Annotated in this window: 24 protein-coding genes and 1 other RNA gene; 11 read left to right on the top strand and 14 right to left on the bottom strand. The window is 55.0% G+C overall.

What is annotated here, in order from left to right; translation table 11 throughout:
* Positions 1-63: 63 nt before the first annotated feature.
* From ACR0KS_RS14095 to ACR0KS_RS14050, 10 genes are all read right to left on the bottom strand, one after another.
* Positions 64-192, bottom strand: a complete 129-nt coding sequence (locus tag ACR0KS_RS14095) for a hypothetical protein (RefSeq protein WP_480681988.1) — start codon at positions 190-192, stop codon at positions 64-66.
* An 89-nt stretch (positions 193-281) separates the two neighbouring features.
* Positions 282-1634, bottom strand: coding sequence for an RIP metalloprotease RseP (rseP, locus tag ACR0KS_RS14090; RefSeq protein ID WP_170566686.1), 1353 nt, complete (start codon positions 1632-1634; stop codon positions 282-284).
* Positions 1635-1638: 4 nt separating this feature from the next.
* Positions 1639-2811 carry a 1-deoxy-D-xylulose-5-phosphate reductoisomerase gene (gene dxr / locus ACR0KS_RS14085; protein WP_170566688.1) on the bottom strand — a complete coding sequence of 391 codons (1173 nt, stop codon included), beginning with the start codon at positions 2809-2811 and terminating at the stop codon, positions 1639-1641.
* Complete coding sequence (locus ACR0KS_RS14080; protein WP_170566690.1) at positions 2811-3593, bottom strand: phosphatidate cytidylyltransferase; 783 nt, start codon at positions 3591-3593, stop codon at positions 2811-2813. The genes dxr and ACR0KS_RS14080 overlap by 1 nt, the downstream gene beginning before the upstream one ends.
* Positions 3590-4321 (bottom strand): isoprenyl transferase, encoded by a 732-nt coding sequence (locus ACR0KS_RS14075; RefSeq protein ID WP_170566692.1) that lies wholly within the window; start codon positions 4319-4321, stop codon positions 3590-3592. Before ACR0KS_RS14075 ends, ACR0KS_RS14080 begins: the two co-directional genes overlap by 4 nt.
* Before the next feature lie 7 nt (positions 4322-4328).
* The gene (gene frr, locus ACR0KS_RS14070) at positions 4329-4892 is read right to left on the bottom strand and encodes a ribosome recycling factor (protein ID WP_170388444.1); all 564 of its coding nucleotides are present in this window, start codon (positions 4890-4892) and stop codon (positions 4329-4331) included.
* Positions 4893-5077: 185 nt separating this feature from the next.
* The gene (gene acuI / locus ACR0KS_RS14065) at positions 5078-6073 is read right to left on the bottom strand and encodes an acryloyl-CoA reductase (protein ID WP_170566694.1); all 996 of its coding nucleotides are present in this window, start codon (positions 6071-6073) and stop codon (positions 5078-5080) included.
* A gap of 48 nt (positions 6074-6121) precedes the next feature.
* Entirely contained in the window at positions 6122-7225 is a 1104-nt protein-coding gene (locus tag ACR0KS_RS14060) for a dimethylsulfoniopropionate demethylase (protein ID WP_170566696.1), read from the bottom strand.
* Positions 7226-7237: 12 nt separating this feature from the next.
* Positions 7238-7942: a DUF1326 domain-containing protein gene (locus ACR0KS_RS14055; RefSeq protein ID WP_170388450.1), complete on the bottom strand. Its 705-nt coding sequence runs from the start codon at positions 7940-7942 to the stop codon at positions 7238-7240.
* A gap of 4 nt (positions 7943-7946) precedes the next feature.
* Entirely contained in the window at positions 7947-8738 is a 792-nt protein-coding gene (locus ACR0KS_RS14050; RefSeq protein ID WP_480693248.1) for a DUF2182 domain-containing protein, read from the bottom strand.
* An 85-nt stretch (positions 8739-8823) separates the two neighbouring features.
* Here ACR0KS_RS14050 and ACR0KS_RS14045 point away from each other — a divergent pair, with 85 nt between their 5' ends.
* The 7 genes from ACR0KS_RS14045 to ACR0KS_RS14015 all read left to right on the top strand — a co-directional run bounded on the left by ACR0KS_RS14045 (position 8824) and on the right by ACR0KS_RS14015 (position 13566).
* Positions 8824-9555, top strand: coding sequence for a FadR/GntR family transcriptional regulator (locus tag ACR0KS_RS14045; protein WP_170566698.1), 732 nt, complete (start codon positions 8824-8826; stop codon positions 9553-9555).
* Positions 9556-9565: 10 nt separating this feature from the next.
* A complete protein-coding gene (locus ACR0KS_RS14040; RefSeq protein ID WP_170566700.1) occupies positions 9566-9928 on the top strand; it encodes a DUF4345 family protein in 363 nt (120 codons plus the stop codon).
* A 37-nt stretch (positions 9929-9965) separates the two neighbouring features.
* Positions 9966-10312: a transfer-messenger RNA gene (ssrA, locus tag ACR0KS_RS14035) on the top strand.
* A gap of 94 nt (positions 10313-10406) precedes the next feature.
* Positions 10407-10838: an ester cyclase gene (locus ACR0KS_RS14030; protein ID WP_170566702.1), complete on the top strand. Its 432-nt coding sequence runs from the start codon at positions 10407-10409 to the stop codon at positions 10836-10838.
* Positions 10839-11133: 295 nt separating this feature from the next.
* Positions 11134-11781 carry a chromate resistance protein ChrB domain-containing protein gene (locus ACR0KS_RS14025; RefSeq protein WP_480693247.1) on the top strand — a complete coding sequence of 216 codons (648 nt, stop codon included), beginning with the start codon at positions 11134-11136 and terminating at the stop codon, positions 11779-11781.
* On the top strand, positions 11778-13031 hold the full coding sequence (gene chrA, locus ACR0KS_RS14020) for a chromate efflux transporter (RefSeq protein WP_170566706.1): 1254 nt from the start codon (positions 11778-11780) through the stop codon (positions 13029-13031). The genes ACR0KS_RS14025 and chrA overlap by 4 nt, the downstream gene beginning before the upstream one ends.
* Positions 13032-13107: 76 nt before the next feature.
* Positions 13108-13566 carry a ClpXP protease specificity-enhancing factor SspB gene (locus ACR0KS_RS14015; protein ID WP_170388462.1) on the top strand — a complete coding sequence of 153 codons (459 nt, stop codon included), beginning with the start codon at positions 13108-13110 and terminating at the stop codon, positions 13564-13566.
* 11 nt (positions 13567-13577) lie between these two features.
* On the opposite strand, the gene ACR0KS_RS14010 is transcribed toward ACR0KS_RS14015, so the two are convergent.
* The gene (locus tag ACR0KS_RS14010) at positions 13578-14093 is read right to left on the bottom strand and encodes a hypothetical protein (protein WP_170388464.1); all 516 of its coding nucleotides are present in this window, start codon (positions 14091-14093) and stop codon (positions 13578-13580) included.
* A gap of 255 nt (positions 14094-14348) precedes the next feature.
* On the opposite strand from ACR0KS_RS14010, the gene fumC reads away from it, so the two are divergent.
* The 4 genes from fumC (at position 14349) to ACR0KS_RS13990 (ending at position 16803) form a co-directional block, all read left to right on the top strand.
* A complete protein-coding gene (gene fumC / locus ACR0KS_RS14005; protein WP_170566708.1) occupies positions 14349-15743 on the top strand; it encodes a class II fumarate hydratase in 1395 nt (464 codons plus the stop codon).
* On the top strand, positions 15743-15919 hold the full coding sequence (locus tag ACR0KS_RS14000; RefSeq protein ID WP_170566709.1) for a DUF4169 family protein: 177 nt from the start codon (positions 15743-15745) through the stop codon (positions 15917-15919). Before fumC ends, ACR0KS_RS14000 begins: the two co-directional genes overlap by 1 nt.
* On the top strand, positions 15916-16131 hold the full coding sequence (locus ACR0KS_RS13995; protein WP_170566711.1) for a ribbon-helix-helix domain-containing protein: 216 nt from the start codon (positions 15916-15918) through the stop codon (positions 16129-16131). Before ACR0KS_RS14000 ends, ACR0KS_RS13995 begins: the two co-directional genes overlap by 4 nt.
* A 66-nt stretch (positions 16132-16197) precedes the next feature.
* On the top strand, positions 16198-16803 hold the full coding sequence (locus ACR0KS_RS13990; RefSeq protein WP_170485484.1) for a DNA-3-methyladenine glycosylase I: 606 nt from the start codon (positions 16198-16200) through the stop codon (positions 16801-16803).
* 6 nt (positions 16804-16809) lie between these two features.
* On the opposite strand, the gene ACR0KS_RS13985 is transcribed toward ACR0KS_RS13990, so the two are convergent.
* The 3 genes from ACR0KS_RS13985 to ACR0KS_RS13975 all read right to left on the bottom strand — a co-directional run bounded on the left by ACR0KS_RS13985 (position 16810) and on the right by ACR0KS_RS13975 (position 20324).
* Complete coding sequence (locus tag ACR0KS_RS13985; protein WP_170566714.1) at positions 16810-17691, bottom strand: fructose bisphosphate aldolase; 882 nt, start codon at positions 17689-17691, stop codon at positions 16810-16812.
* Positions 17692-17763: 72 nt separating this feature from the next.
* Complete coding sequence (locus ACR0KS_RS13980) at positions 17764-19113, bottom strand: cytochrome P450 (protein WP_480693246.1); 1350 nt, start codon at positions 19111-19113, stop codon at positions 17764-17766.
* The gene (locus ACR0KS_RS13975; RefSeq protein ID WP_170566726.1) at positions 19110-20324 is read right to left on the bottom strand and encodes a hypothetical protein; all 1215 of its coding nucleotides are present in this window, start codon (positions 20322-20324) and stop codon (positions 19110-19112) included. Before ACR0KS_RS13975 ends, ACR0KS_RS13980 begins: the two co-directional genes overlap by 4 nt.
* Positions 20325-20349: the final 25 nt, after the last annotated feature.

Raw genomic sequence — 20349 nt, 5'->3', positions numbered from 1 at the left:
AAGCCCAAAAAGCAAAGCGACCCAGAAGGTCGCTCACTGTAGTATTTTTACGGAAAGCAAGAATCACATATTGATCAGATATGCGCAGCCTAGCATTGCCAAAGCGGTCGCCATGAAGAACAGGATCGTGTCCCAGTTCAACAGGAAAAGAAAGCTGAAGCTCTTGTACGACTTTTGCAGCGCCCGTGTCATAGCACCCTCTGATGCAATTAATTTACATCAGAGATCATATGCTAAAAATACGGCGCAATTGCGGCCTTTCCGCGCCACCTTCGCCACAATCAGCAGAACAGGTCGTTGGTCACCGAAAACAGCATCAACCCAAGGATTGCGGTAACGCCGATCCCCATCAGAACCCGAAGCACGGCGTCACTTGGTGGTTTGCCTGCGACGGCTTCGTAGGCGTAGAAAACCAAGTGACCCCCATCAAGTGCGGGAATGGGAAAGAGGTTGAGCAAACCCACGGCCGTGGACAGAACAGCTATGAAGAATATGAAGTTCTGCGCCCCTTGGCTTGCCATTGCGCCTGATGTTTCGGCAATTCCGATTGGGCCCGACATGTTGCAGGTGCTGATTGCTCCTGTAACCATATGCCAGATTCCTGACAATGACCCCTCGATCACGCGCAACGTCTGCCTTACTCCGCCGGAAAGGGAATCCAAAACGCCCGCTGGTTCGGTCGCAGGGTCAAGCATCATGCCCCCAACGATTCCGATACGCCAGTGTGTGACGTAGCCGCCGTCGGGTTGAGGTTCGTCCGTTCGGCGCGGCGCCAGGGCAAACTCAAGCTCGGCCCCATCACGCCAAACATCCAGCATCAGTACTTTGCCGTCAGAGCTTTCCACGTGTTCTTTCAATTGCTCGAACGCGAAGATCGGGTCGCCGTCAACGGCGGTTATGACATCGCCCTTCTTCAGATCAATGTCCATCGCAGCGCTACGAGGAGCAACCTGCTGGATCAGTGGCGGCATCAACCAAGGCGCGGACACATCAAGGGTCTGCCCGTCCCTGAGAACCGTGTAATTCAAAGTCGGTTCAACGGGTAAGGAGTCGGTAAATTCTTCCCAAGACCCTTCCTGATCGAAATCGGGCAGTTTGACGCCCGCGATCGCGATGATTTCGTCCCCTTCGCGAAGCTCTTGAATTGTGCCGGGCAATGGCGAGAGAGTACCGACGGTCAGCGGCTCCTTGGTAACGCCCTGAGACAGAAAAATAAGCCCAAACACCACGATAGACATGGCGAAGTTGAAAACCGGTCCGGCAGCGACTGTTGCAGTGCGCGCCCAAAGCGGGGCCCCGTGCATGGTTCTTCTCAGATCTTCTGGGCTTTGTTCGGAGATTTCCGACATGGCCCCCTCGTCCTTGCCGGACGCCGCGTTCGCGTCACCCATAAATCTAACGTATCCGCCAAAGGGTAAGGCCGCGATTTGCCAACGCGTCCCGCGCTTGTCCACGCGGCTCCACAGAACGGGGCCGAAGCCGATCGAGAAAACCTCAGCATGAATCCCTGACCAACGCCCGACAATGTAGTGCCCGTATTCATGCACCGCTACGATCACCGAAAGCGCAATCACAAAAGCGACGATGGTATACAACAAGTTACCGAATTGGGGGATCAGCGAAAGTAAGTCCAAAATTCTATCCTGCGCGTTGGGCTACGGTTTCATCTACCCACTTACGTGCCAAATGGTCCGTATGCAGTACGTTATCAAGTGTTAAAGGGGCATCAATAAGGCCGCTTTCGGCTTCGGATTTGTTCAACACGGCTTCAACGATATCCGCCATAGCCAAGAATCCGATCTTTCTGTCTATGAAGTGGTCCAGTGCGCGCTCTTTGGCGGCGTTGAATACCGCACCTGAGAGCCCTCCTCGTTCCATCACGCCGCGCGCCAGGTCCAAAGCTGGATACCGCGCCGTGTCGGGCTCGTGAAACCTTAGCTGACCCAGCTTGGCCAGGTTCAATCGGTCAACCGGCAGATTTCGGCGGTCCGGCCAGTTCAAGGCGTAGCCAATCGCATGGCGCATGTCCGGTGCGCCCATGTGAGCCATGACAGCCCCGTCATTGAACCCCACAAGCGCATGAACAATGGATTCCGGGTGAACCAGAACTTCGATTTGATCCGGTGAAACGCCAAAGAACTCTTTTGTTTCAATCAGCTCAAGCGCTTTGTTGAACATCGAAGCGCTGTCGATTGTGATCCGTTGGCCCATGTTCCAGTTAGGATGGCTAGACGCTTGTTCGACCGTCGCACTTGCAAGATCGCTGAGTGACCAATCGCGAAATGCGCCGCCGCTGGCCGTGATGATGACCCGTTCAACGGCACTCATGTCCTCACCGACCAAAGCCTGAAAAACGGCTGAATGTTCACTGTCAACCGGTAGCAACCGTGCTCCGTTCTTGCGGGCGGTTTCCAGTACCAGCTCACCTGCACAGACCAGTGTTTCCTTGTTGGCCAGAGCCAGCGTTGCGCCCTGTTTCAAGGCTTCTAACCCCGGAGGGAGGCCCGCAGCACCAACAATGGCGGACATGACCCAGTCAGTTGGGCGCGCAGCAGCCTCTTTGATCGCCTGCGAGCCCGCAGCGACTTCGATACCGGTTCCTGCTAAGGCATCCCGAAGATCGCTCAGGCGGTCTTCATGGGCAGTGACGGCCAATTCAGCACGCAGACGTCGGGCATCCTTGGCCAATTGCTCAATGTTGGAGCCACCAGTCAGTGCCACGACATCGTATTTGTCAGGATCGCGGTCAATCAGATCAATCGTGTTCTGTCCGATTGAACCGGTCGCACCAAAAATTGAAATTTTGCGCATTACATTGCACCCGGAGCGTAAATCAGTCCGGCAATCAGCACGAACAGAGCGGCCCCCATCATCCCGTCAAACCGATCAAGGAATCCTCCGTGTCCAGGGATCAGGTTCGAGCTGTCCTTGACGCCGAACTTCCGCTTGGTGGCGCTTTCGACAATGTCGCCGGCCTGGCTTGCCATGGACGCAAGTACGGACACTGCGACAAACAAAACTCCAAAACCGGCGTGCAGCGCGAAAATAATACCGACCAAAGCGGCAGCGGCCCAACCGCCAGCGGTTCCAGACCAAGTTTTCTTTGGGCTAACTTTCGGCCAGAACTTAGGACCACCAAAGGTTTTTCCGACGAAGTAACCAGCCACATCCGTCGCCACGACGACCGAGATCAGCCACACCATCCAGCCAAAGCCCATATTTTCGCGTATGGAAATAAACCCAAGACCCGCCGCCGCAATCCAGGCGGCAAACAAGGCATAAGTTCCCTTGGCGCGGCTTACCTGCCCTGCGCCGACTAAAGCGGGCGCCAACAGCAGCGGCAACTTGTAGAGAGGTGGCACGTGATAGCTGAGGACAACGGCAACGCCAGTCAGTATTGCCAATTGCACCGCGACTGCGATCCGATCCGGGTCGATCATCCGGACCAGTTCCCACGTCATCAGGCCGCACGCAATGGCGATAAAACTTTCAAACCAGAGACCGCCCAGCCAAACCTCGACCGAGCCAATAGCAACGAGAACCGCTGCTGACAGAACGCGCGCTGTCAGGTCAGACCATCGGCCTTCACTCATGCTGAAATTGCTCCGAACCGACGCTCTCGTGTTCCAAAGTTCCGGCAAAGCCGCTCAAGTTCGGCAGCCGTGAAATCGGGCCAGAGCGTATCGATGAACTCGTATTCGGAATATGCGGACTGCCACAACAGAAAGTTGGAAATCCTCGCTTCGCCACTTGTTCGGATGACGAGGTCAGGGTCAGGAAGAACGTGCGTGTCCAGATACTTGGGCAGGGTTTCTTCATCCACATCTTCGGGCTTCAAACGACCCTCTGCGACGTCACTCGCCAGTCGTTTTGTGGCACGCGCAACCTCGTCCCGGCCGCCATAGTTGATGGCGATGGTCAAGTGCACCAGATCGTTGTCCTTGGTGGCATTTTCCAGCGTATCCATCAGATCGATCAACTTGGCGTCCAGACGAACACGATCACCGATAAAGCGCACGCGCACACCGTTGCTGGTGAGATTCCGCGTTTCCTTGATGATATAGCGCCTAAACAGGCTCATCAGCCCGGCGACTTCGGCCTGTGTACGTTTCCAGTTTTCGGTCGAGAACGCAAAGACGGTGAGATATTTGATACCGAGACTCGGGCACGCCTCTACCACATCGCGTACGCGGCGCGCGCCTGCCTGGTGTCCGAACAGGCGTGGCCTGCCCCGCGCTTGCGCCCAGCGGCCGTTACCATCCATGATTATGGCGACGTGGCGAGGGCCATCAACTGGCGCGGTATGAGCGGTGTCGGGCATTATAGCGTCAAACCTGCATGATTTCTGACTGTTTCGTCTCAAGCGCGGCGTCGACGGTCTTGATCATCTCGTCGGTCAGGTCCTGAACTTCACTTTCCCAGAATTTCTGGTCGTCCTCGGACATCCCGTCAGCCTTGGCTTTCTTGATCTGATCCATACCATCGCGTCGCACATTGCGGATCGAGACCCGCGCGTGTTCGGCATATTGCCCCGCGACCTTGCCAAGCTCGCGACGGCGTTCTTCGTTCAGCTCGGGGATCGGCAGCATGATGATCGTGCCGTTTAGCTGAGGGTTGATCCCCAACCCGCTTTCACGAATGGCTTTTTCGACTTTGCCGACCAGCCCTTTGTCCCACACGTTTACCGTGACCATACGCGGTTCGGGAACATTAACCGTGCCAACTTGGTTAATCGGGGTCATCGAGCCGTAGGCGTCCACCATCACCGGCTCGAGCATCGAAGCCGACGCGCGCCCGGTGCGCAGCGACGCAAACTCGGTTTTAAGGTTGGACATTGCGCCCTCCATGCGGCGCTTCAGATCGTCTGTGTCCAGTTCGAAATCGTCAGACATGCTGCTCACTCCCCGTCTTCAGGTGCTGTTTGCTAGGCTCATAAGCCATCGCAGTTGGGATGTATAGCAATGATGATGGGGAATTGCGCCAATGACCAGAGTTGTTTCTGGCATTTTGGGGTTCTTTAAAGGGCAAAAGGACCGGCCACCCTCGCAGCCGACCGGTCCCCTGAAAATCTTTGAGGTCAGGCGTTTAGGTCAACGACCACACGCCCCTTTACCTGTCCTTTAAGGATTTCAGTGCCCAATTGCGGCAGATCACCCAAGGTTGCGGGCTGAATCATCGCTTCGAGCTTGTCCATCGGCAGGTCTGTCGCCACCCTCTGCCACGCGCGCACGCGGTTGTCATATGGCTGCATGACACTGTCGATACCCAAAAGGTTCACTCCGCGCAGCAGGAACGGAATGACCGACGCGGGCAGACCCGCGCCTCCGGCCAGACCAACCGCGGCGACGGAAGCGCCATATTTCATCTGCCCCAAGACGCGGGCCAGCATCTCTCCGCCAACCGCGTCGATGCATCCGGCCCATGTTTCGCTTTCCAGTGGTCGCTTAACCGTCTCATTCAAATCTTCACGGGGCACGATGGTGGTCGCGCCCAGTGATTTGAGGTATTCGCCTGCTTCGGGGCGTCCGGTAACAGCCGCGACTTCATAGCCAAGATTGGCCAAAATCGCTGTCGCGACGGACCCAACACCGCCCGCAGCGCCCGTCACCAATACGGGGCCGCTATTCGGTTTCAGACCGTGATCCTCCAGCGCCATCACGGATAGCATCGCGGTGAATCCCGCCGTTCCGACCGCCATTGCCTGACGCGTGTCCAACCCGTCTGGCAAGGGCACCAGCCAGTCCGCCAAAGCGCTGGCTTTTTGGGCGTACCCGCCCCAATGCGCTTCGCCGACGCGCCAGCCTGTGGAAACGACCTTGTCACCGGGCTTGTACCGATCGTCCGTTGATGCCTCGACCGTGCCGCTATAGTCCACGCCGGGCACATGAGGATAGTTTCGGACAAGCCCGCCGCCTTTAGGTGACATGCAAAGGCCGTCCTTGTAGTTCACCGTCGAATACTCCACCGCGATTGTAACTTCGCCGTGCGGCAAGTCTTCGAGGGAAAGCTGCTTTAGCGAGGCGCTCGCCAGGCCGCTATCCTCGTCCTTTTCCATGACCAAGGCATTGAACATCTAACTTTCCTTTCATTTACAACGGGTAAAAGATCGGTCTTGATCCGATCAAATCCAAAAATTTTCCTGCACCACAGCCCTTCGCATGCCTGCGGGAGTTTCGACTTCGACTTCGGTTCCGGCGTCCCAATGACTCAATCTCAACATCCCAATGGAAACGTTGGTTGAGAAATCAGGCGACCATGCTGACGAGGTGACCTGCCCAACGCGCTTGCCGCTGGCAAACACCGGCCAGGGGCGGTCGCAGGCTGGCACAGGGTCCCCATCTATCGCGATAGGACGTATCTGCTGAACCGGACCTTCCTTTGCCACGCGCAGCAAGGCGTCGCGTCCGATACAGCCGATGGCAGTATGTGTGTTGCAGAACTTGCCCAATCCACATTCATGAGGAGTATTGTCGTCGGTCATGTCATTTCCGTACGACAGCAAACCCCCTTCGATCCTTTCGATCAGGTTCGGGCATCCTGCACGGACATTGAGGTCTTTACCTGCCTCAAACAGCGCGTTCCAAAGCGGCATTCCAATATCAGCGCCTTCGACATAGATTTCAAAGCCGCCCTGCTTTGAGTAGCCCGACCGTGCAACCGCCAGATCGCGCCCCTGAAACTCGAACATGTCGAATTTGAAGAAACGAATATCCTTAACACGGTCACCGAAGACTCTGGACATCAGCTCGTCCGCCTTTGGCCCTTGAACGGCAAGCGGAGATACGTCGGGTTCGTCAACCAGCACGTCCAGCCGGTACCCATTGGCAATTCCTTTAACCCACAGCAACAAGTCACTGTCCGCAATGGAAATCCACCAACGATCATCTGAAAGTTTGACGGCCACGGGATCGTTCAACATGCCGCCCGTCTCATCGACAATCGGCACGTAGTAACATTGCCCCGGCAGCATGCCCCGCAGGTCACGCGGTGTCAGCATCTGCATAAGTCGCGTTGCATCCGGCCCGCGCAATTCCACTTGCCGTTCACACGAAACGTCCCACACCTGAACATGAGACTTCAGATGCCGATAGTCGGCCTCGACAGATTCAAAAACGGTGGGCAATAACATACGGTTATAGACCGTAAATGCCTTGGCTCCGGCAGCCTCTACGCCTTCGGAAAATGGGGTGCGGCGCAAACGGCGGGAAAACGAAATCTGAGCCATCAGATGTCCTCGCTACTTTGGGCCGTGCCAGTCGATTGGGCAAATTTCGGCAGATTTTCCACCAAAGTCCCAGACACGGCCATAGTCGCGAACCTTGGACTTTGTTCCGCGCGCAACGATGATGTCCGGCCCCATCCAGTACTTGGAGTTGGAAACCATGACTGGATGATCAGCATCTTTGCCAGCCATCATTTCAATTTCGCCCTGAATTTTGCGGCCAATCATGATGCGGCGCTTGTTCCCGTCACGCTCGATCTGGACCGGAGCACGCTCGGCACCGATGATTTCGCTGACCAGCATGGTGAAAAGACCCGTTGTGCCCCCGGCCTGTCCGCTGAATATCTGCAGCAAACCGTTGTAGGCTTTGCCGCTTGCGCGTTCGTCTACATACGCAGCGACCTTCCACTGGCCTTCACCCATCCGCCCCGGAATATCGACCAACAGCCCGACGTTCAGTCCTGAAAGGTCTTCGCCTTCGTAATGACCTTCGTCGATGATCACGCCCATCCAAGCGTGGCAATGCCCTTCCGTCGGAGGGTGCGCCCCCAATGAAACGACGCACGGGCAAAACACATCGCACGAGCAGTTTAGGATCAGCTCACCCTTGATTGCCCAGTCTGTCGGGCTCATTTCGCGCCGTTTCGGATTGGGCATACGGCTGTCGATGCGCTGACTGATCGGCAAGCGGTCCGATTCCGGTTTTCTGTTTTTCGCCATAGGCTTATCCTCCGTAAGCAAAGGGATACACGAACAGCACAAGACCGCCCGCGATAAGAGCAAACCCCAGCGGCCGCGTTACTGCGTGCCCGATCTGAGGGAGTTTTTCGAGAACCATGAACAGGGTCGCCAGACCCATCCACAAAAGGCTCATCACGCCGCCAACAAACCCAAGCGCCATGAAGCCCCAGCAGCAGCCCACGCAAAACGCGCCAAGTCCCAGCCCCATGCGCAAACCGCCCGAAAACCCGGTTTTCCAGTGTCCAAGGAAATAGGTCATCGGGGCGTGGCAGACACCGTGGCAGACTTCTTTCGCGCGGGTGAACTGAAACGCGCCGACGGCGATCAGGAGCCCTGCGGCAAGTATATTGGACTTGGAAATGCCCAGCATATCGACCACGCCACCATACAGAAGCACAAGCTGCACGCCGGTAATGACTGCCGCAAATCCGACCCAGACCAGGAAATAGCCGCTCAGAACACCAACCCACCCCGCACGCGTTCCATCGGCGCTGCGGATCAGGTCATCGTAACTGCGTAGGGTTGGAACCAGTGTGGGCAACATCATGGCTGCCATCATAATCGCCCACATCCAAAACAGAGGGCCAAACTCGGCCATGGGCATGTACATGTCCATGCGTGGGTCCATGGCCGCCATCGCCTGACCCATCGGACCCGGACGGCCAATCCAATCAACATCCATGTTGCGGCTCATGGTGAACATCATCCACCACGCCCACAGGATCAAAGCATAAAAGCCCAGCCAAAAGCCGTTACGTAGAACTGCGCGACTCACTTGTTCCTCCCGACTCAGTCCTTGCTTTTCAAATGTCAGACTTTTAAATGTCAGACAAATAAAAATTCGCCAATGGTCCCCGATTATGAAAATCGACCCCCAAAAACCTGCAGATCTGTCCGCGCAGATCGCTCAGGCTATCCGTGACGCAATCATCTCAGGGCAGTTGATCGTGGATGAGCGTTTGCCGTCCGAAGCCGAACTTGCGGATCAATTCCAAGTCTCACGCCCGACCGTTCGCGAAGCCTTGAAACGCCTTGCGGCTCAATCGCTTATCCGAACGCAGCGCGGCGCGACTGGCGGGGCATTTGTCAATCGTTTGAGCTTTGAAGACGCTTACACTCAGCAAATCACAACATCGACCTTATTGCTATCCATGAACGCCGTGGCCTTTGATACGGCTTGTGAGGCGCGCTATGCGCTGGAACGTGCCTGTGCGCCTTTGTCGGCGCAGCGCCGAACTGCGGATCAATTGGCAACGATGCGAGCCGAGATTTTCAGGCAGGCGCAGCCCGGCCTCACGGATGAGGCGTTCTGCGCGTCGGATGTGGCTTTCCACCGTGCGCTGGTCGACGGCGCGGGAAACCCGGTCCTGTCCTATCAGTTGGCTGGTGCAGTCGAGGCGATGCAACCCTTGATGAACATGATCACCTTTTCGGCCAGATCGCGCGAGGAGATTATCTCACTCCACAATCAGATAGTGGATGCCTTGCAGGACCGAGATTCCGTAGCTGTTGATGAAACGCTTGTTAAGTTGGAAAGCTACACTCGAAAACTGGCGCAGGATGTTGCGGACCAGCGCAGAAAAACTGTTTGATGAGGGCATGATGACCACAGGACTTAATGTAATAGCAGCCATCCTGACCATTGGTTTTGGCTTGTTTGGGTTCCTGGCCCCCGCCTTCACCGCGGCCTCGCTGGATCTGGCGCCAACCGACAGTACTATGGGGCTGAGCGAAATGCGCGCCTCGGTCGGAGGGCTGTTTGTCGTGACCGGAGCCGTGGTTCTGCTGCTGAATAATCCGATGGGTTATGTGATGTTGGGCGTTGTCTATGCCGGTGCCGCGCTGGGGCGGTTCGTATCGGTCGCGCTGGACAATCCGCCGCTGATCAAAGCGCTGACCTTTGGTGGAATCGAATTGGTCTTGGCGTTGTGGTTGATACTCGCGAACTTCAATAAAGTCACTTAAATAATTAAAAATAAACGATAATACTGCGTGCGTTTCCCCGTTTGCATCCGCGCGTTTGCTCACCTATATAGAGAGTGTCCTTCGGGACTATGGACATAAACGCGCTCGTAATAAGCGGATCGGACCCGGGGGCGGTACCCGGCGGCTCCACCAATATCTCTCGTTTGGGGATCATGGGGCCGAAACAGGATCGACGAACGTCTAAAGGGGTTAGCTTTGTCTCGGCTGTCTGCCACCGTTATCGGCGAAACTAGTACAATTGCAAACGACAATCGTGCTCCGGTTGCAGTTGCTGCGTAAGCAGTAACAAGACCGAAACTTAAGCCCTTGCGCCTAGCCGCGTAAGGCGGGGTTCGCAGGTACCTGGCAACAGAAACCTGCATTTTCCCCGCGTCATACCGAAAATCCCTTGCTGGAATTTTCAGAGTTTGTTCACTCATTGCGTCCATGTTCTGTCCACGAAGACAGGAGAACTGAGATGTCACACGCAGAAGTGCTCAGAGAGTGGTATTCCGAGGTCTGGGAAGACGGCAATACCGATGCAATCGACAAGTATTTTGCCCCTGAAGGCATGGCCGAAGGGCTTATCCCCGAAATGCAGGTTGGTGCGGATGAATTTCGCGATCTGGTCATGGCATTCCGGCATATTCTTGGCGACATTAAAGTCGAAATCCCGAAAATAATTGAAGAAGGTAACTGGGTTTCCGCGATCCTTCACGTGAGAACAACCCGCGCCGACAATGGCGCACCCCTTCAGGCCACAGGCAGCCTGATCGGGCGCATAAAGGATGGCCGCGTTGTCGAGGCGTATAATCAGTTCGACTTCGTTTCCCTGTTCGAGCAACTCGGCCAATTTCCACAGGACACCCTGCCCGTCTGCATGACAGGCCAACGGCTGGATTGGGCCTGAGCTACTCATGAAATCTTGACCCCCTTGTCCCATGCGCTGTAGCAAGGGGCATGGGGTAAGATTGCGAACGCCCCGTGAGGCGTAAGCCCAAGTTTCGCATGTATCCGCTTGAGACAGGAAACATGCTATGCCCGCGCCCAACTCGATAACGCCCAAACAACTTTCACGACTCATCGGAACTCCAACCGCGCCTTTGTTGGTCGATGTGTGTCTAGACGCAGACTTTGACGCGGACCCTTTCCTTATTCCGGGTTCGTGCCGACATCCCGCAAATGATCTTGCCAGTCTAAGGAAAATGATCGGAGATCAGGCCGCGGTCATCATTTGCCAGAAGGGAAAGAAACTTAGTCAAGGTGTGGTTTCATGGCTGCGAAGTGACGGTGTGCACGCCGAATACCTAGAGGGCGGGATGTTCGCGTGGAAGGAAACGCCGGATGCACCCCGCATACCTGCAGCAACCCTTTCCGCGTTGGGGTCGCAAGGATCCCTATGGGTAACACGCCACCGGCCAAAGATAGATCGCATCGCTTGCCCCTGGCTGATACGCCGGTTCGTGGACCCCAAAGCACAATTTCTTTTCGTCGCTCCGGGCGAGGTTGAAAATACAGCCGAAGCCTTCAGCGCGACGCCCTTTGACGTAGAAAACGTGTTCTGGAGCCATCGCGGGGATCGCTGTACTTTTGACACGTTGCTGGATGAGTTCGCCCTGCACTCTCCTCCTCTTGATCGGTTGGCGACTGTTATTCGCGCTGCGGATACCAATCGTCACGACTTGTCGCCCGAGGCAGCGGGGCTTTTGGCGGTGTCCGTCGGCCTATCGCGGCAATACCGAGACGACCATCAAAACCTGGAGGCAGGGTTGCACCTTTACGACGCTCTTTATCGATGGGCGCGTGATGGGTTCGAGGAACAGCACGATTGGCCAACAGGTCGCAAATCATGATCCCAACATTTGCAGAGTTGTTCCGCGTTTTCGGGCGCATCGGATTGCTGTCTTTTGGCGGTCCTGCGGCTCAAATCTCGCTCATGCACCAGGAGTTGGTCGAAAAACGTTCCTGGCTGGACGAACAGACATACCTCAGAGCCTTGTCCCTGTGCATGATGCTTCCTGGACCAGAGGCGATGCAGTTGGCGACCTTTGCGGGCTGGCGGATTCGCGGGCTGCCCGGCGGCCTCATCGCTGGTGGACTGTTTGTTCTGCCGGGCGCAATCGTGATTTCGGTTCTGGTCGGACTTTACGCGGCCTACGGCGACTTGCCTCTTGTTCAGGCGGGGTTTCTGGGGGTCAAGGCAACGGTGATTGTCATCGTGCTACAGGCGCTATTCAGGTTGTCGCACAAGGCGCTCACGGATGTTGAGCACCGCCTCGTCGCAGGACTGGGGTTCCTGTCGATATTCGCGCTGAACCTACCTTTTCCCCTCATTATTCTGGCAGCAGCGGCCTGGGGTTTCGCTCGGTTCAATCAGGTTGGCGTGCCCCCTCAGCCATCCCCGCCCCCGCCTGCCATTAAACCAGTCAGAACCTGCGCGCTTTGGCTGATCCTTTGGCTAGGGCCATTGTTCACCTTAGGGGCTGCAGGACAAAAGCTACTGAGTGATCTGGGCTGGTTTTTTGCGCGACTTGCGGTCGTCACCTTTGGCGGTGCTTACGCCGTGCTGGCCTATATGACGCAGACCGTTGTTGAAAAGTACCAATGGATCACTACGGATCAGATGATCGACGCGCTTGGGTTGGCGGAAACGACACCGGGGCCGCTTATTCTGGTTACACAGTTTGTTGCCATGCTGACAGGTCAATCAGAGGGAGGAGCTGGCCTGGCAATCGCGGCCGGAGCGGTCGCTCTTTGGGCAACGTTCGTGCCCTGCTTTTTGTGGATTTTCCTTGCCGCACCGTATTTAGAGCATTTGGCGGCGCGCCCAAGGCTGTCGGCAGCACTGCAAGGCATAACCGCAGCGGTCGTAGGTGTGATTCTCAACCTGTCAGTCTGGTTTGGTCTTAACGTTCTTTTCACCAACATCCCTGACAAACACTGGTGGATCATTTCCGTACCGTGGCCTGACTTTTCTTCGGTAAATCTGGCGGCGGCAATGCTGACTTTGCTGGCTGGAGTGTTGATATTTAAGTTGAAATTTGGCATGGGGCTGACGCTGGCTGTTATGGCCGTCGCCGGTATCGGGCTTCAATTTCTTTGAACAATCATGGTGCGCCCGGCCTTTCGTTTCCGAGGGAATCCCTTATGCTTGGGGCAACCACTTTTGAGGATGACAAATGTCGCAGGACATCGACTATGGGAACTTGATGCACACAGCCATGCGTGGCTTAATCAAGACCGTTTTGACAAATGTTTCCGAAAATGGCCTGCCTGGGGCGCATCATTTTTTCATCACCTTTGACATCGGCCATGACGGAGTCGAAATCGCCGATTGGCTGCGCGAGCGGTACCCGGATGAAATGACAATCGTCATGCAGCATTGGTTTGAAAACCTTGAAGTGGGCGACAACGGCTTTGCCATCACGCTCAATTTCGGAGATGCGCCAGAACCGCTCTATATCCCTTACGGTTCGATTAAGACTTTCGTGGACCCTTCGGTCGAATTTGGCCTTCGATTTGAAAGCCCAGATGACGACGAAGAACCCGCCCAGATCGTCGAAGAAACGATCGAGGTGGACGAGCAAGAAGACCAGCATGATGCTGATGTCGTCTCGTTGGATAGTTTCAGAAAATAGCCCTTACGGGATCACTGTTTTTCCAGGAAAGTTTCCACGGAACGGGATTTTATTCCGTTTCGGAATCTTGAGAAAGACAGGTTCAATCCGCCTTCGGCAAGTGTGCGATCAAACTGCTGTAATTCATAGCCACCGTCCTCGTCTATGAACAGCGAGAAAACAGTCAGCGTGTCTCCGACAATTCTGCCCCAGACAAAAGGCTCACCCCGCATGGGATCCAAAGGAACTTCGTGACCGAAGACATTCCGTTTCATTGCAGCGGAATACACGTCTGACCGCTCAGATTCCTTGAAATCAATCGAGAATGACTGCTCTTTCACCCGACCATCCAGTTTGTAGGTCGTGGTTTTCCAACTGACATTGAAACCGTCTTTGGTCTCTTGGATCGAGACACTCATGTCCCGAGGGGTTTCAGTTCCATCCTGATCTATAACTTTGGCCGAGCCTACGTAATCGCCGACAAAAGAGCCAATATCTGCGGCGTGGGCCGGAACGTTTGAAAGAGCCACACAAAAGAGTACACCCATTGATAAGGCGAACAGTTTTAGTGAGTTAATCCTTGCAGATTGGGGCACGTTAGCCTCCAAATTGATGACCCTCGCAGTTTAGCCAAGCCGTCGTCACTGACAATGGTGCGAATTGTCATTCGATCAAGAAAAATGACGCAGCTACTTATCTATACCTTTCCATTCGGTAAGTTTAAGGTGCGCGAAACTGGCCGATTGCACGGCAGCAATGCTGCAGGTAAACGGCAAACGACTGCTTACACGACGGAGTGACCGATGTCTCAGACCCGCACCGAATCCGACAGCTTTGGCCCGCTGGAGGTTCCTTCTGACAAATATTGGGGCGCGCAAACTCAGCGTTCGATTATGAACTTTCCGATTGGGTGGGAAAAGCAACCTGTCGCCATCGTTCGTGCGCTTGGTGTGATCAAAAAAGCCTGTGCGATGGAAAACAAGGCGATCGGCAAACTTGACGCCAAGATCGCAGATGCGGTTATTCAGGCTGCCGGCGAAGTTATCGAGGGCAAGTTTGACGACAACTTCCCGCTTGTCGTCTGGCAAACTGGATCGGGCACACAGTCCAACATGAACTCGAACGAGGTGATCGCGAACCGCGCGATTGAGATTCTGGGCGGTGTGATCGGGTCAAAAGACCCGGTTCACCCCAACGATCATTGCAATATGGGTCAATCGTCCAACGACACCTTCCCGACCGCGATGCACATTGCCACCGCCATGAGCGTCCGCGACGTTCTGCTGCCCGGGCTGGAAAAACTGGCGTCGGGGCTCGAAAAGAAATCCGATGAATTTGGCGACATCATCAAAATCGGGCGCACGCATACACAAGATGCCACGCCTCTGACACTGGGTCAGGAATTCAGTGGGTATGCGCATCAGATCCGTCAGGGTATCGAACGGGTCAAAACCGCGATGCCCGGAATTTACGAGCTGGCCCAAGGCGGTACGGCCGTTGGAACCGGTCTGAACACGCATGACGGCTGGAGCGAGGCTGTCGCCGCTAACATGGCGGAAATTACTGGCCTGCCCTTCGTCACCGCCCCCAACAAGTTCGAGGCTTTGGCGTCGCATGATGCGATGGTCTTCCTGTCCGGCGCTTTGGCGACCATTGCGGGAAGCTGCTATAAAATCGCGAATGACATCCGCCTGCTGGGGTCCGGTCCCCGCTCGGGTCTTGGGGAACTGATCCTGCCGGAAAATGAGCCGGGATCGTCTATCATGCCGGGCAAGGTAAACCCGACCCAGGCCGAAGCGATTACCCAAGTTGCCGCCCATGTGATGGGCAACGACGCCGCGATCAAATTCGCGGGCAGCCAGGGCCATTTTGAACTGAACGTCTATAACCCGATGATGTCCTACAATCTGCTGCAGTCCATTCAGTTGTTGGGCGACGCCGCCGACAGCTTTACCGAGCGCATGTTGATGGGCATTCAGGCCAACGAGCCGCGGATCGAAAAGCTGATGAAAGAATCTCTGATGCTGGTGACTGCTCTGGCCCCCACGATCGGGTATGACAACGCGACAACCGTCGCGAAAACGGCCCACAAAAATGGGACGACCCTCAAGGAAGAAGCGATCGCCCTTGGGTTTGTCGATGAAGAAACCTTTGACGCCGTGGTCCGTCCTGAACACATGATCGGACCCAAAAGCTGATGGGGAAACCGGTTAACCTAAGCCGGTATCGAAAAGAAAAAGCGCGGGCTGAGAAAAAAGCCCGCGCGGATCAGAACTCTGTCGCTTTTGGGCGCAGTAAGGCTGAGAAAGAAGTCCTGCAAAAACAACAGGACAAGCAACGCTCTGACCTCGACAATCACGAGTTGGACAAATGAGCGGCCGCCCTGTCAAACGGTCACTGACACTCAAAGGGCATCGAACCTCCGTTTCGTTGGAGGATGAGTTTTGGCAGGCATTTAGGGATATTGCCAAGTCAAAGAATACTCCGATCAACGCGTTAGCAGCAGAAATTGATGTGGCGCGTGATCCAGAAGTTGGGCTTGCTTCGGCCATCCGCGTTTTCATTCTGAACTGGTATCGTTCCTGACGGAAAACAGTTGTGTTTTTCGTGCAAACTTTACTAAAATTCGTGAGAACAAATAGGGTACAAGTGATGAGCAAGACCGTAGTTGGACCAGACGGAAAACCACGCTGCGCATGGTGCAGCTCTGCGCCAGAGTTTTTTGATTACCATGATCAGGAATGGGGTTACCCGGTGGCGGATGACCAGCGGTTGTTTGAAAAACTGTGTCTTGAGAGTTTTCAGTCCGGCCTAAGTTGGCGCACGATCTTGTCCAAGCGCGAGAACTTTCGGAAAGCGTTTAAACATTTTGATTTCAATCAGGTGGCCGAGTTTGATGAGGCTGACGTCGAACGCTTGCTCAAGGACGAAGGGATCGTTCGCCATCGCGGAAAAATCGAGGCGGTCATCAATAATGCCCGGCGTGTTCAAGAGTTGGTTGCCGCCGAAGGGTCCCTTGCTGCTTACGTCTGGGGGTTTGAGGCTGAAATGCCTGAAAATCCGCAGACGGCTTCAACTTCCCCGGAATCCATTGCGATGTCGAAAGACCTCAAGAAACGCGGGTGGAAATTTGTGGGGCCAACCACGGTATTTGCCTTCATGCAGGCAATGGGTCTGGTAAACGACCACGCTGTTGATTGCGTCATGCGCGAAAAAGCGGCGCAACTGCGCCGCGATTTCACAAAACCAGTAAGCTAGCGAACCTTAGACAGACGCCTTGAAAATCTTGTCGATGTTCCCACCCAAAGCGGTGTTGAACTCTGCGTCAGACTGTTGTTTTGACAGACCTTCGGTCAAGGCGCGTGAGAAAGACGCGATCATCTTGTCATTCTGATCCAGCAGGTCGCAGGCTTGTTCGGTCGAGTATCCACCCGACAAGGCCACAACACGGACCACCCGCGGGTGATCGGCCACTTCGTCATACAGGTTAGCCTGGCTGGGAATGGTCAGCTTCAGCATCACATCCTGCCCGTCCTGCAGTTGATCCAGGTTCTTCAGGATTTCAGTTTTCAGAATGTCTTCGGCTTCGGCTTTGGTTGCAGAGTTAATGTTTACCTCAGGCTCGACAATCGGAACCATCCCGGCGGCGACAACCTCACGGGCAACGTCGAACTGCTGGGCGACGACTGCCGCGATGCCTTCGGCGTTTGCTTCATGAATGACCGAGCGTTCTTTGGTGCCAAAAACACCCTCAGCTTTGGCTAGTGTGTCAGCAAGGCCCGGGATCGGCTTCATCATCTGAACGCCGTTCACTTCGTCTTCCAAGCCTTTGTCAATCTTAAGGAAAGGAACGATGCCTTTGACCGACCACAGGTAGTCGGCAACGGGTCGACCGTCGATTTGTTCGGAAAGTGTACGTTCAAACAGGATTGCGCCAATCACCTTGTCCTTGGTGAAGTCAGTGCCCAAAATGATGCGCGCGCGCATCTTCTGAATCTCACCGAACATTTCTTCATCCGAGGAATAGTCCGATGCCTCTACCCCATAAAGCGCCAGTGCCTTGGGGGTTGAACCGCCACTTTGATCCAGCGCAGCAATGAAGCCCGCACCGTTAGACATTTGTTCGCGCTGTTCAGATTTGGACATAAGGTTTTCCCGTTTGAAATGATTCCGCTGTTTTGAACCGCATACATCAAGGCGCAAGGCGATGGTAGTTGTTTAGCGCTCACCCACGCGCAACCAGATGCCATCTTTCGACCGGACGGTAAGATGTGCAACTGGAACAGGCACTCGGTCCTTCACCAACTCAAAGCGAAAAGACCGCAGCAACACGGACAGCAACAACGGACCTTCTGCCATCGCGAATCCAGCCCCGGTGCAAACACGTGGCCCAGTGGAGAATGGAATAAACGCATTGCGTTGGCACGATTTGCCGTTCTCAGTCTCCCACCGAGATGGATCGAATGCGTCGGGTCGATCCCAAAGGCGCTCGTGCCGGTGTAAATGCCAAGGACTGATGACGATCTGCGAGCCCCTATCGATTTTTCGATCTCGAAACGTTTCTGGGCAGGTGTTTTCGCGAACCATCATTGGTACTGGTGGGTAAAGCCTCAGCGCTTCTCGAAACACATCCCGGCTTATCTTTAATCGAGACAATGACGAGAAACGCTGCTCGTCGAACGCTTGCGCCTCGGCCGCCACTTTGTCTTGCCATTCCGGATACAGCGCCATCAAATAAAGGGTCCACGCCAAAGCGGAAGCACTGGTTTCGTGACCCGCCAAAAAGAAAATAGCGACCTGATCCACCATCTCGCTGGTATCAAAACACTTTCCGGTCTCTGGGTCAGGCGTCGTCATGATCTTGGTTGCAAGGTCATCCGGCGCCTTGTTCTGGGCTATCTGTGATGCGCGATCAGCGGTTAGGCGTTCAATTAGAGATCGAATTTCTCTGGCATTTCTTCGTGTCACAGCCGAATGAAACCGCGGGATCCATCTTGGCAATGGTACGAACGCAGCGATGTTCACCAATGGCTGAGCACGCTGATAATTTTTAAACTTTTCAGAAACTTGCGCGGCGATCCTGTGTTCTATTGGAACGGAAAACAGGGTTCTGAAAATCACATCCGCCGCGGCGTGGCTGGTGAATTCCTCAATTTCAACGCAGGTGCCCGAAAGTGGCCGCATGCGTTCGACTGCCGCCTTAGAAGCATCCAACATTGCGGGATACGTGTCCTTTAGGCGACCGCCTTCAAATGCGGGGTCAATGATACGGCGTTGCCGTTTCCAGGTTTCTCCGTTCGTCAGGAATACAGACTCGCCCAATAAGGGGCGCAACCCTTCGCTGATCCGGTTTGATTTTGGGAAGTCGCTGGCCTTGTTTTTCAGCACCTTCTCAATGAGATCGGGCTGATTGATCAAGTATGACCTGAAGAAAAACGTTCTGAATTCGGCCATCCAAGCCCGGTAGAGGCGTTGTGGTTGCGCTGACAGGATGTCCTTGCGGAATAGCTTGAGATACTGCCACAACGATACTTTGTCCGGTCGCGCAGCAGGCTTTGGTGGCGTCATGCCTGCACCGAACGAAACTTGGATACGGGTTCGGCGATCCGAGACTTGGAGGGCGCGCGTCCCTCGAACCTATCGGCCAAGGTCAGCGGCCCCGCCGTGATGCGGAAATAGTCATACGTTCCTACTTTATCAAAAGCACACAAGTATTGGAAATGTAGTCGAAAAAAGCGCCACCTCAGCTCTTTCCAGCGATTGGCTGAAAGGGTCTGGGTGAAAGCTGCCGATAGAACAAGGGGCCATTTTGACCCCTCGGAACTGACACCGGAAACCGCCACCGGATCGCACAAAGCGAACGAACATCCGTCTCCTGGGGCGGAAACGTCAACCCACGTCAATTCGTTCTGCTGGGATAGATAACGTAAATCCGCGCGTAGGTCATGCGCGTTGGGTAGGAACGATACCATGGGAATGACCTGGCCCAGCGTCAGAAAAGACAACACGGGACGGTTTGCGGTGCCAGGGACGGACCGAAGAACCTCGGCCAAGACACTCACCCCAAGATGCGCGCCAGAACTGTGGCCAACGACCAGGACTTCGTCTGTATCGCCCTCAAGCGCGTCGAGAATTAGTTTAGTGAAATCTGAAAGGCGATGCCTTAGTGGTTCAGGAATTCCCCCCTTATTTTCAGCCGAGTACGCATAGTCATGCATCAAGTAATACGCAAAAAACCTGCTATCAGCCTGTCGAAACCAGCGCAGGATAAAATACGCGACAATCGCCGCAGGCAGGATGGCAGACCAGCCAACAACCGCATACAGCAAAGCCGCCACACACCAGCCCAGAAACATGGCAATCAACAGTTGTGCGAGCAACATGGCAACAGGATAAAGCGCTGCAATAACGGGCCCTTTTCGCAGTTTCATCAACCTCCAAAGAGTGCCGGTCGAAATGTATATCCAAGCGGTTTGGATCAGTTGCCGATACGTAGCGACGATAGAGTTGGACATACTGTCGCGAACAATATCCGACCAGTGAAGAACCTCTATGTCGCTAGTGACCTCGGTTCCGTCCTGAATCGAGCGCACGTGCCATCCATACGGACCGTCTCCTGATTTGGCTGAGACCGAAATCTCATATCCCGAGATCTCGGCCTGTGCGCGACTTTCCTTGCGGTATAGCTCACGATACCTGCGGGGATGGATCGGATCGTAGCCGGGAATGTAAAATACCCGGCGGCGTCGCACTTTGGACTGACTTGCGTGACTGCTCATAACCCAACCTTCTACCACGCAAGTT

The organism is Ruegeria sp. BC7 (assembly GCF_056539165.1).
This window is presented reverse-complemented; position numbering and strand designations above follow the sequence as displayed.